Origin of the sequence: Enterobacter sp. DNB-S2 (assembly GCF_019443845.1) — a bacterium.
Taxonomy (GTDB): Bacteria; Pseudomonadota; Gammaproteobacteria; order Enterobacterales; family Enterobacteriaceae; genus Enterobacter; species Enterobacter asburiae_B.
In genome coordinates, this window is the sequence record NZ_CP050520.1 from 955320 (window position 1) to 967345 (window position 12026).

10 protein-coding genes are annotated in these 12026 nt (G+C 56.1%); 6 read left to right on the forward strand and 4 right to left on the reverse strand.

Annotation, left to right across the window (positions count from 1 at the left end; genetic code table 11):
* Positions 1 to 54: 54 nt before the first annotated feature.
* Complete coding sequence (lysC, locus tag HB664_RS04550) at positions 55 to 1404, reverse strand: lysine-sensitive aspartokinase 3 (RefSeq protein ID WP_023309996.1); 1350 nt, start codon at positions 1402 to 1404, stop codon at positions 55 to 57.
* 374 nt (positions 1405 to 1778) lie between these two features.
* Here lysC and pgi point away from each other — a divergent pair, with 374 nt between their 5' ends.
* The 6 genes from pgi to psiE all read left to right on the forward strand — a co-directional run bounded on the left by pgi (position 1779) and on the right by psiE (position 8158).
* Complete coding sequence (gene pgi / locus HB664_RS04555) at positions 1779 to 3428, forward strand: glucose-6-phosphate isomerase (RefSeq protein ID WP_048977787.1); 1650 nt, start codon at positions 1779 to 1781, stop codon at positions 3426 to 3428.
* Positions 3429 to 3795: 367 nt separating this feature from the next.
* Positions 3796 to 4038, forward strand: coding sequence for an exopolysaccharide production protein YjbE (yjbE, locus tag HB664_RS04560; protein ID WP_008503423.1), 243 nt, complete (start codon positions 3796 to 3798; stop codon positions 4036 to 4038).
* Between the two features lie 63 nt (positions 4039 to 4101).
* The gene (locus tag HB664_RS04565; protein ID WP_219940410.1) at positions 4102 to 4740 is read left to right on the forward strand and encodes a YjbF family lipoprotein; all 639 of its coding nucleotides are present in this window, start codon (positions 4102 to 4104) and stop codon (positions 4738 to 4740) included.
* Positions 4737 to 5474, forward strand: a complete 738-nt coding sequence (locus HB664_RS04570) for a capsule biosynthesis GfcC D2 domain-containing protein (protein WP_023309999.1) — start codon at positions 4737 to 4739, stop codon at positions 5472 to 5474. The genes HB664_RS04565 and HB664_RS04570 overlap by 4 nt, the downstream gene beginning before the upstream one ends.
* The gene (locus tag HB664_RS04575) at positions 5474 to 7570 is read left to right on the forward strand and encodes a YjbH domain-containing protein (RefSeq protein WP_039264160.1); all 2097 of its coding nucleotides are present in this window, start codon (positions 5474 to 5476) and stop codon (positions 7568 to 7570) included. Before HB664_RS04570 ends, HB664_RS04575 begins: the two co-directional genes overlap by 1 nt.
* A gap of 177 nt (positions 7571 to 7747) precedes the next feature.
* Positions 7748 to 8158 carry a phosphate-starvation-inducible protein PsiE gene (gene psiE / locus HB664_RS04580; RefSeq protein ID WP_000202963.1) on the forward strand — a complete coding sequence of 137 codons (411 nt, stop codon included), beginning with the start codon at positions 7748 to 7750 and terminating at the stop codon, positions 8156 to 8158.
* 97 nt (positions 8159 to 8255) lie between these two features.
* On the opposite strand, the gene malG is transcribed toward psiE, so the two are convergent.
* The 3 genes from malG to malE all read right to left on the reverse strand — a co-directional run bounded on the left by malG (position 8256) and on the right by malE (position 12021).
* Positions 8256 to 9146, reverse strand: a complete 891-nt coding sequence (malG, locus tag HB664_RS04585) for a maltose ABC transporter permease MalG (RefSeq protein WP_033144383.1) — start codon at positions 9144 to 9146, stop codon at positions 8256 to 8258.
* 14 nt (positions 9147 to 9160) lie between these two features.
* Positions 9161 to 10705 carry a maltose ABC transporter permease MalF gene (gene malF / locus HB664_RS04590; RefSeq protein WP_029740622.1) on the reverse strand — a complete coding sequence of 515 codons (1545 nt, stop codon included), beginning with the start codon at positions 10703 to 10705 and terminating at the stop codon, positions 9161 to 9163.
* Between the two features lie 125 nt (positions 10706 to 10830).
* Positions 10831 to 12021: a maltose/maltodextrin ABC transporter substrate-binding protein MalE gene (malE, locus tag HB664_RS04595; RefSeq protein ID WP_039264157.1), complete on the reverse strand. Its 1191-nt coding sequence runs from the start codon at positions 12019 to 12021 to the stop codon at positions 10831 to 10833.
* Positions 12022 to 12026: the final 5 nt, after the last annotated feature.

Sequence of the window (12026 nt, forward strand, 5' to 3'; positions counted from 1 at the left end):
AAAAAGCCGGGTCTGTGCCCGGCTTATAGGTATTGTTTATCCTGCTAACGAATTTTATTCAAACAAATTCTGATGAAGTTTCTGCACGACCTGCTCGGCCTGATCGGCAGGCACCAGGAAGCAGAGGTTGTAGCTGGATGCGCCGTAGCAGATCATGCGGATGCTGAACGGGTCGAGCACGCCGAATACCTCTTTACCCACGCCGCAGGCGCGCGACAGCTTGTTGCCGATGATGGCAACCAGCGCCAGGTCTTCTTCTACTTCCACGCGGCACAGCTCAGACAGCTCAATCAGCAGCGACTGCGTCAGCAGCGTGTCGCCGGTGGAGGTCGAGCCGGTGGTGTCCAGCGTTAGCGCAATGCTCACTTCAGAGGTGGTGATCAGATCCACCGAGATATTATGGCGCGCCAGAATGCCAAACACTTCCGCCAGGAAACCGCGTGAATGCAGCATATTGTGGCTGTGGAGCGTCACCAGCGTCTGGCGACGGCGCAGGGCCAGGGCGCGGAACAGCGGTGGGTTTTCCGTTTTCTTGCAGACCAGCGTCCCGCCCGCTTTCGGATCTTTGCTGGAGCCGACGAAGACCGGAATATCGCTGCGTACGGCCGGCAGCAGCGTTGCCGGGTGCAGCACTTTCGCGCCGAAGGTGGCCATTTCCGCCGCTTCTTCAAAGGCGATCACATCAATACGTTTAGCCGCAGAAACGACGCGCGGGTCGGTGGTGTAAATGCCCGGAACGTCCGTCCAGATATCCACGCGCGTTGCATGCAGGGCTTCGCCCAGCAGCGCGGCGGTGTAGTCGCTGCCGCCGCGGCCAAGCGTGGTGGTGCGACCTTTCGCTTCACTGCCGATAAAGCCCTGGGTGATCACAATACCGTCCGCCAGGCGTGGTGCCAGCTGCTGATTGGTCAGCTCCGCCAGCGCCTCAACGTCCGGCTCGGCGCGGCCAAAGCGATCGCTGGTACGCATCACTTTACGCACGTCAAACCACTGCGCCTGAACGTTACGCTCGCGCATGATTTCAACAAACAGCAGGGTGGACATCAGCTCGCCGTGGCTGACCAGTTCGTCGGTCAGGGCGGTGGAGGTAGCCAGAGACGCCGCTTCTGCCAGAGTGGTGATATTTTCCAGCAGACGTTCCACTTCCTCGCGGATGACGTTCGGGTTCTGCAGACGTTCAAGGATGTCGAACTGAATTTTGCGCAGTGCATCCAGCTTCACGAAACGTTCTGTCGCTTCCAGTCCTTCAGACAGAGAAACCAGCAGGTTCGTCACGCCGGCGGAGGCAGACAGCACCACCAGGCGGGTATTCGGATCGGCCAGCACCACATCGGCGCTGCGGTTCATGGCATCGTAATCGGCCACACTGGTGCCGCCAAATTTGGCGACCACAAAACTCGTCATAACAACCTCGTGTCAGGGAATGAATAAGCGACCATGGCACAAGAATGAAATGAAAACAGGTGCAGGCGCAAAATACGGCCCTATAAATAAAATGCGGGGGAGGTCCTGTCAATGCTGGGATTATGCGGATTTTTTATGGGGGGGTACCCCTGAGAAACAGGACTTATAACAGCGCCAGATTTTATGCTCCGTTTTAGGGCTTTTTGACCGACATTTCGCCGCCCCGGGAGTGCGCTTCAGCAGCTATACTTTTCGGGTCTTTTCACCTGTGTTTGATGCAGGCCAGGGCAATGGCATAAAAACCATCACAATTTTTATTTGCAGGCGCTACAATCGACCGCAGTCACAATTCTCAAATCAGAAGAGTATTGCTAATGAAAAACATCAACCCAACGCAGACCGCTGCCTGGCAGGCACTCCAGAAACATTTTGATGAAATGAAAGACGTCACCATCGCGGATCTGTTCGCGAAGGATGCCGATCGTTTCTCTAAGTTCTCCGCGACCTTCGACGACCTGATGCTGGTGGATTTCTCCAAAAACCGCATTACCGAAGAGACGCTGGCAAAACTGCAGGATCTGGCGAAAGAAACCGAGCTTGCCGACGCCATCAAATCCATGTTCTCCGGCGAGAAGATCAACCGTACCGAAGACCGTGCCGTGCTTCACGTGGCCCTGCGTAACCGTAGCAATACGCCAATCATCGTTGACGGCAAAGACGTCATGCCTGAAGTGAACGCGGTGCTGGAAAAGATGAAAACCTTCTCCGAAGCGATCATCTCCGGTAGCTGGAAAGGCTACACCGGCAAAGCGATCACCGACGTGGTGAACATCGGTATCGGCGGTTCTGACCTCGGTCCGTTCATGGTGACCGAAGCGCTGCGCCCGTATAAAAACCACCTCAATATGCACTTTGTGTCTAACGTCGATGGTACCCACATCGCCGAAGTGCTGAAGAACGTGAACCCGGAAACCACCCTGTTCCTGGTTGCGTCCAAAACCTTCACCACTCAGGAAACCATGACCAACGCCCACAGCGCGCGCGACTGGTTCCTGAAAACCGCGGGCGACAACAAGCACGTGGCGAAACACTTCGCGGCGCTGTCTACCAACGGCAAAGCGGTCAGCGAGTTCGGCATTGATACCGCGAACATGTTCGAGTTCTGGGACTGGGTCGGCGGCCGCTACTCCCTGTGGTCTGCGATCGGTCTGTCCATCATCCTGTCCGTGGGCTTCGACAACTTCGTCGAGCTGCTCTCCGGCGCGCACGCGATGGACAAACACTTCTCCACCACCGCACCAGAGAAAAACCTGCCGGTGCTGCTGGCGCTGATCGGTATCTGGTACAACAACTTCTTCGGCGCTGAAACCGAAGCGATCCTGCCATACGACCAGTACATGCACCGCTTTGCTGCTTACTTCCAGCAGGGCAACATGGAATCCAACGGTAAGTACGTTGACCGTAACGGCAACGCGGTGGATTACCAGACTGGCCCAATCATCTGGGGCGAGCCGGGCACCAACGGCCAGCATGCTTTCTACCAGCTGATCCACCAGGGCACCAAAATGGTACCGTGCGATTTCATCGCCCCGGCTATCACCCATAACCCGCTGTCCGACCACCATCCGAAGCTGCTGTCGAACTTCTTTGCGCAGACCGAAGCGCTGGCGTTCGGTAAATCCCGCGAAGTGGTTGAACAAGAATACCGTGACCAGGGTAAAGATCCGGCAACCCTGGATCACGTGGTGCCGTTCAAAGTGTTCGAAGGCAACCGCCCAACCAACTCCATCCTGCTGCGCGAAATTACGCCGTTCAGCCTGGGCGCGCTGATTGCCCTGTACGAACACAAGATCTTCACGCAGGGCGCCATCCTGAACATCTTCACCTTTGACCAGTGGGGCGTTGAGCTGGGCAAACAGCTGGCAAACCGTATTCTGCCAGAGCTGGGTGACGATAAAGCGATTGCCAGCCATGACAGCTCGACAAATGGTTTGATCAACCGTTATAAAGCCTGGCGTGCGTAATTAAAACGTCATGAAAACGTGCCGGCTTAATGCCGGCATTTTTTTATCGGATAATTCCTGATGTCTGTTAGTTAACTCAAATTCTGAATCTGAGTTTAATCCGAAAAAGACGCTTAACCCGTTAATTGCTGCGGTTTATTTTAAGAAAATACGTAGTGGTTCATTAATATGCTCATATTATAAGTTATTGATTTATAGCAGTTATATATTTATGTTATTTGTCTTTCATTTCCATTTTAACCATTAGTCCGAAAACTCCATCCCTATTTCCCCTTACGGCAAACCCACGGCAGTAGTTGTGTATACTCGATTCCGCCTGAAATTCTTTTCGGGCAAATCTCCATTCATTCATTGAAGGGAAATTGTTATGAAGAAAGTACTGTATGGCATTTTTGCCATATCTGCGCTTGCGGCGACATCTGTCTATGCAGCTCCGGTTCAGGTCGGGGAAGCGGCAGGTTCGGCTGCGACGTCTGCGTCTGCGGGAAGTTCTACCGCAGCCAGCGCCAGCACCGTAAGTTCAGCCGTGGGTGTCGCGCTGGCGGCAACCGGTGGCGGTGATGGCTCCAATACCGGAACCACGACCACCACGACAACCAGCACCCAGTAATAGCGGGTGTTTTAATCATAACCACACTTCGGTGTGGTTATTTCGCCCCTTCGGAGAAGAGTCGTGAAGCGACCTGCAATCATTCTGATTTGCCTGCTGCTGCAGGCGTGCTCGGCCACCACCAAAGGGCTGGGAAACTCACTGTGGGAAAGCATGTTCGGCACACCGGGCGTGCATTTGACCGATGACGAACTTCAAAACATGCCCTATGCCAGTCAGTACATGCAGCTTAACGATGGCCCGCAGCTGTTTGTGGTGCTCGCTTTCGATGAAAACGGGCAGCAGAAATGGGTGACGCAGGATCAGGCCACCATCGTGACGCAGCATGGTCGTATCGTGAAAACCCTGTTGGGCGGCGACAACCTGCTGGAGGTGAATAACATCGCTGCCGATCCGCTGATCAAGCCGAACCAGATCGCCGAAGGCGCAAGCTGGACGCGCACGATGGGCTGGACCGAACATAAGCAGGTGCGTTACGCCACGGCACGCTCGACCTTCCGCTGGGACGGCACGGACAGCGTGAAAGTCGGCAGTGACGAAACGCAGGTTCGCGTGCTGGATGAAGAAGTCACTACCGACCAGGCCACCTGGCACAACCGCTTCTGGATCGACGAGGAAGGGCAGATCCGCCAGTCCCTGCAGTATCTCGGTGCCGGATTCTTCCCGGTGAAAACCACCCTGATCAAGGCGGCGAAATCATGAAAACGCTCATCCACGTTGCGCTTATCGCCAGCCTTGCCGCGCCGCTGGCATGGTCCGCAGGGACGGTGAAGGTCTACACGCCGGACAGTGAAAAACCCAAAACCTTAACCCACGCTGAGCATCTGCTCGATCTCGTCGGACAGCCAAGGCTCGCCAACAGCTGGTGGCCGGGGGCAGTGATCGCTGAGCGGCAGAAGACGGCTGAAGCGGAACAACAGCACAAGGCGCTTCTTGCCAGGCTGACGGGATTAGCGGAGCAGGAAGATGGCGACGACGCGGCGGCGATTAACAGCGTTCGCCAGCAGCTGCAGGCGCTGAAGGTGACGGGCCGTCAGAACGTGAACCTTGATCCCGACGAAGTGCGCGTCACGGAAAAGGGCAATCCCACGCTTGAAGGGGAGTATACGCTCTGGCTGCCGGAGAAGCCGACGACGGTGACCGTAATGGGGCTTATCAGCAGCCCGGGTAAAAAGCCCTTCACGCCCGGTCGTGACGTGGCGAGCTACCTCGACGAGCAGAGCCTGCTGAGCGGTGCCGATAACAGCTACGCCTGGGTGGTTTACCCTGACGGGCACACACAAAAAGCCCCCGTCGCTTACTGGAATAAACGGCATATCGAACCTATGCCGGGCAGCATCATTTTTGTCGGTTTTGCCGACCATTTCTGGACGAAGGCGTATGACGGGCTTAACGCCGATATCCTTCACTCCCTGATTCAGCGGATACCGGAATAATGAAAAGAACCTATCTTTACAGCATGCTGGCGCTCTGCGTGAGTGCCGCCTGCCATGCAGAAACGTATCCGGCACCCATTGGCCCGTCTCAGTCAGACTTCGGCGGCGTCGGTTTACTGCAAACGCCCACCGCGCGTATGGCGCGCGAAGGGGAAATTAGCCTTAACTACCGTGATAACGACCAGTATCGCTACTACTCCGCCTCGGTGCAGCTGTTCCCGTGGCTTGAAACCACGCTGCGCTATACCGACGTGCGTACGAAACAGTACAGCAGCGTAGAGGCGTTCTCCGGCGATCAGACTTACAAAGATAAAGCCTTCGACGTCAAGCTGCGCCTGTGGGAAGAGAGCTACTGGATGCCGCAGGTGTCCGTGGGCGCCAAAGATATCGGTGGTACCGGTCTGTTTGATGCGGAATACATCGTGGCCAGTAAAGCCTGGGGGCCGTTCGACTTCTCGCTCGGTCTGGGATGGGGCTATCTCGGCACCAGCGGAAACGTGAAAAACCCGTTTTGCTCCTACAGCGATAAATACTGCTACCGCGATAACAGCTATAAGAAAGCGGGCTCCATCAACGGAGACCAGATGTTCCACGGTCCGGCATCGCTGTTTGGCGGCGTGGAGTATCAAACGCCCTGGCAGCCATTACGCCTGAAGCTGGAATATGAGGGGAATGACTACTCGCAGGACTTCGCCGGAAAGATTGAGCAGAAGAGCAAGTTTAACGTCGGCGCCATTTATCGCGTCACCGACTGGGCCGACGTTAACCTCAGCTACGAGCGCGGCAATACGGTGATGTTTGGCTTCACGCTGCGCACCAACTTTAACGACATGCGGCCGCACTACAATGATAACGCGCGCCCTGCATACCAGCCGGAGCCGCAGGATGCGATTCTGCAGCACTCCGTGGTGGCAAACCAGCTGACGCTGCTGAAATACAATGCCGGCCTGGCGGATCCGAAAATTCAGGTGAAAGGCGATACGCTGTACGTGACCGGCGAGCAGGTGAAATACCGCGACTCGCGCGAAGGGATCGAACGCGCTAACCGGATCGTTATGAACGATCTGCCGGAAGGGATCCGCACGATCCGCGTGACGGAGAACCGTCTCAACCTGCCGCAGGTCACAACCGAAACGGACGTTGCCAGCCTCAAGCGCCATCTGGAAGGCGAGCCGCTCGGGCATGAAACCGAGCTGGTGCAAAAACGCGTAGAGCCTATCGTGCCGGAAACCACCGAGCAGGGCTGGTATATCGACAAATCGCGCTTCGATTTCCATATCGATCCGGTGCTGAACCAGTCCGTGGGCGGGCCTGAAAACTTCTACATGTATCAGCTGGGGGTCATGGCGACGGCGGATCTGTGGCTCACCGACCACCTGCTGACCACCGGCAGCCTGTTCGGCAACATCGCCAATAACTACGACAAGTTCAACTACACCAACCCGCCAAAAGACTCGGCGCTGCCGCGCGTGCGTACCCGCGTGCGTGAGTACGTACAAAACGATGCCTACGTGAATAACCTGCAGGCCAACTACTTCCAGTACTTCGGCAACGGCTTCTACGGCCAGGTGTACGGCGGGTATCTGGAAACCATGTACGGCGGCGCGGGGGCGGAAGTGCTTTATCGTCCTGTCGACAGTAACTGGGCGTTCGGGGTGGATGCCAACTACGTCAAACAGCGTGACTGGCGCAGCGCGCAGGACATGATGAAATTCACCGACTACAGCGTCAAAACGGGCCATCTGACCGCCTACTGGACGCCGTCGTTCGCCCCTGACGTGCTGGTGAAAGCCAGCGTCGGCCAGTACCTGGCGGGCGATAAGGGCGGTACGCTGGACATCTCTAAACACTTCGACAGCGGCGTCGTGGTGGGTGGCTACGCCACTATCACCAACGTTTCGCCGGACGAGTACGGGGAAGGGGACTTCACCAAAGGGGTCTACGTGTCGATTCCGCTGGATCTGTTCTCGTCAGGCCCAACCCGCAGCCGTGCGGCAGTGGGCTGGACGCCGCTGACGCGTGACGGGGGTCAGCAGCTTGGACGTAAGTTCCAGCTGTATGACATGACGAGCGATAAGAACATTAACTTCCGCTGATGCTTCTTTGCCCGGTGGCGCTGCGCTTACCGGCCTAAGTTAGTGTTTTTGTAGGCCGGGCAAACGCAGTGCCGCCCGGCAAGAATGCTCATGCGGACAAAACATAAACAAAAAATATAGATCCCCGTCACATTTTTGCGTTATACAGGAACCTCGCCCTGGAGAATGAGGTGCTGTATGACATCCCTGACTCGCCCGCGCGTTGAGTTTATCTCAACTATCCTCCAGACCGTGCTGAACCTCGGTCTGTTGAGCCTTGGCCTGATACTGGTCGTCTTTTTGGGTAAAGAGACGGTGCATCTTGCGGATGTACTGTTCGCCCCTGAACAAACCAGCAAATATGCGCTGGTGGAAGGCCTGGTGGTCTACTTTCTCTACTTTGAATTTATCGCCCTGATTGTGAAGTACTTTCAGTCCGGCTTTCACTTTCCGCTGCGTTATTTTGTCTACATTGGGATCACTGCGATAGTGCGGCTGATCATCGTCGATCATAAGTCCCCGCTCGACGTGCTGATCTACTCGGCGGCGATCCTGCTGCTGGTGATCACCCTCTGGCTGTGCAACTCGAAGCGGCTGAAACGCGAATAAAAAAATGGCGCTCCGAAGAGCGCCTAACAACAGTCACAAGTTGGGTCAATACAATACGTCTAAAGTTGAGGGTTGCAGTGGCATAACAAAATGAAACTTAACCTTTCACACCGCCCGCCGTCAGGCCGTTGACCAGCCAGCGCTGCGCCAGCAGGAACACCACGGTAATCGGGATGGCGGAAAGTACGGCCGCCGCGGCAAAGTCGCCCCACAGGTAGTTTTGCGGGTTGAGGTATTGCTGCATACCTACGGCCAGGGTGTAGCTGTTCACATCACGCAGTAACAGTGAGGCAACCGGTACTTCGGTGATCGCAGCGATAAACGACAGGATAAACACTACCGCCAGAATCGGCACCGACAGCGGCAGCAGCACCAGGCGGAACGCCTGCCACGGGGTTGCGCCATCCAGCGCGGCCGCTTCTTCCAGCGAGCCGTCGATAGTTTCGAAATAGCCTTTGATGGTCCACACATGCAGTGCGATACCGCCAAGATAGGCGAAGATCACGCCGCCGTGGGTGTTCAGGCCGATAAACGGTACGTACTGGCCCAGACGGTCAAACAGGGCATACAACGCCACCAGCGACAGTACGGCCGGGAACATCTGGAAAATCAGCATCCCTTTCAGCAGCGTCGCTTTGCCCGGGAAACGCATGCGGGCGAAGGCATAAGCACAGGTGGTGGAAAGCGCCACGATACCAATGGCGGTAATACCTGCGATTTTCACCGAGTTCCACAGCCACAGCAGGACCGGGAACGGCGGCGGCGTGACGCGGCCATCCGCGTGTTCCACGCTGAAGCCCAGCGCGAGCCTCCAGTGCTCCCAGGAGATTTCGTCCGGGATCAGGCTCCCCGTCGCGAAGTTACCCGAACGCAGGGAGATGGCGATAACCATCAGCAGCGGGAACATGATCGCCGCGATGAAAATCAGCAGGCCTAAGTGCGTCGCCAGGAGGCGCAACTTCTGAGATTTGGGTTGTACCATTGCCATGATTGATGCCCTCCTTAATCAAATTTCATACGTGTGGCTTTCAGGTTCACAATCGCCAGAGCGCCTACCAGCAGGAAGATCAGGGTGGCAATCGCTGCCGCCAGACCGAAGTCCTGGCCGCCGCCGCCTTCGAAGGCGATACGGTAGGTGTAGCTCACGAGCAGGTCGGTATAGCCTGCTGGCGTCGTGGTGCCAAGGCGGTCCGGGCCGCCGTTGGTCAACAGCTGAATCAGCACGAAGTTGTTAAAGTTAAAGGCGAAGCTGGCAATCATCAGCGGCGTCAGCGGCTTAATGAGCAGCGGCAGCGTAATTTTAAAGAAGTTCTGGAATGGGCCCGCGCCGTCCATCGCCGAGGCTTCGTACAGATCGTCCGGGATAGCCTTCAGCAGGCCCATGCACAGGATCATCATGTACGGATAACCGAGCCAGGTGTTCACGATGATAATCATCGAGCGAGCGGTGGTCGGGTCGCTGAACCAGGCCGGTTTGATGCCGAACAGGGCGCTCAGCATCATGTTGATTTCACCGAAGCTCTGGTTAAAAAGCCCTTTGAAAATCAGAATCGAGATAAACGACGGTACGGCATACGGCAGGATCAGCAGCACGCGGTAAATCGCTTTGCCTTTCAGGGATTCCCACTGGACCAGACAGGCCAGCACCATGCCCACAGCCACGGTCAGGATCACCGTCAGCACCGAGAAGACCACCGTCCAGACGAAGATGGCGAAGAACGGTTTCTGAATGCCTTCATCGGTAAACACGCGGGTAAAGTTGTCCCAGCCGATGGTGACGGTATAGCCCGGGCTGAGCTTGTCATCACCCCATTTGCCGTCGGCAGTAATGGACTGATAGAAACCAATGTCGTTATTCGGACGATATTTCACGCCGCTCTGGTTGTTGGTCAGCGTGCCGTCGTCCGCCAGGGTATACAGCGGCTGCGTGCCGGAGAACTGGCGCAGCGAGCTCATGGTCACCTTGCTTTCGTCTGGCAGCACGGCGGTGAGCTGTGTCAGCGCCTGACGATTCTGGGTAATAACGCGCAGGTTGGCACGTTCACCTTCCGGCAGGGCCTGTGCCTCTTTTAAGGCCAGCTTCTGCTCGCCGCCAAATTTGAACGCGTCGGAGACATAGTATTTGCTGCTTGCTTCGTCAGTAAGCGCTAACTTCCACTCGTTACCGGCAGGATACAGGCCGAAGTTAAAGGTCTTGCCTGCCTGATATGAGCGATCCAGCAGGACCTGCTGCGCGCGTTCCTGCGCAAGCTGGTTGGTGCTGCTGTAGTTGGTAAACGCAATGGCGATGGTACAAATCAGCGGGAACAGGACAAACAGCCCCATCCCGGCCACGCCCGGGTAAACATAGCGCCAGGCATAGGCTTTACGATTAGCGAAAATATACAGGCCAGCAGAGCTTAAAATCAGCGTCATGATGGCAAACAGATATTCCCCTTGTACGTACATTAAAACAACAAGGTAACCCACCAGCAGACACAGCAGACCGATCGCTGACCACTTCAGCGCGTCGCTTTGCCACCAGCGTTTCTTTTTAATGACATCCATGGGGTTTTTCCTCTACAACGTTTGATCTTTTCTCCCTCTCCTGGGGGAGAGGGCCGGGGTGAGGGCGTGCGGATAGCGCCAACCCTTACCCTAACCCTCTCCCGAAGGGAGAGGGGACTACGTCATTACTTAGTAATACGACCCTGAGCATCTTTCAGCGCGGCATCGACAGTCTGACGACCGCTTGCAGCGTTGATGACCGCGGTACGCGTGGCGTACCAGAACGCAGCCATCTGTGGGATGTTCGGCATGATTTCGCCTTTCTGGGCGTTATCCATGGTGGCCGCGATACGTGGATCTTTCGCCAGCTGATCCTGGAAGGATTTCAGCGCGACGGCGCCCAGCGGTTTGTCCTTGTTCACTTCATCCAGACCCTGATCGGTCAGCAGGTAGTTTTCCAGGAACTCTTTCGCCAGCTCTTTGTTCGGGCTGGCGGCGTTGATGCCCGCGCTCAGCACGCCAACGAACGGTTTAGACGGCTTGCCTTTGAAGGTTGGCAACAGCGTCACGCCGTAGTTGACTTTGCTCTTGTCGATGTTGGTCCAGGCCCACGGACCGTTGATGGTCATCGCGGTTTCGCCTTTGTTGAACGCCGCTTCCGCGATGGAGTAGTCAGTATCCGCGTTCATGTGTTTGTTCTTGATCAGATCCACCAGGAAGGTCAGACCCGCTTTCGCGCCCGCGTTGTCCACGCCCACGTCTTTCACGTCATATTTGCCGTTTTCAAACTTGAACGCGTAACCGCCGTCGGCAGCAATCAGCGGCCAGGTGAAGTACGGCTCTTGCAGGTTGAACATCAGCGCGGATTTACCTTTCGCCTTCAGCTCTTTATCCAGTTTCGGGATCTCTTCCCAGGTTTTCGGTGGGTTTGGTACCAGGTCTTTGTTGTAAATCAGAGACAGGGCTTCAACCGCGATAGGGTAAGCGATCAGCTTGCCGTTATAGCGAACGGCATCCCAGGTGAACGGGAACAGTTTGTCCTGGAAGGCTTTATCTGGCGTCACTTCTGCCAGCAGGCCAGACTGCGCGTAACCCCCGAAACGGTCATGCGCCCAGAAGATGATGTCCGGGCCGTCGCCGGTTGCTGCAACCTGCGGGAACTTCTCTTCCAGCTTGTCAGGGTGTTCTACGGTAACTTTGATGCCGGTATCTTTTTCGAATTTTTTGCCCACTTCGGCCAGGCCGTTATAGCCCTTGTCGCCGTTAATCCAGATAACCAGTTTGCCTTCTTCAATTTTGGCGAGCGCCGGTGCGGAAATCATCATTGCTGCGAGGGCGGACAATGCGAAAACGCGTGCGCCAGTCTTGATATTCATAGCTG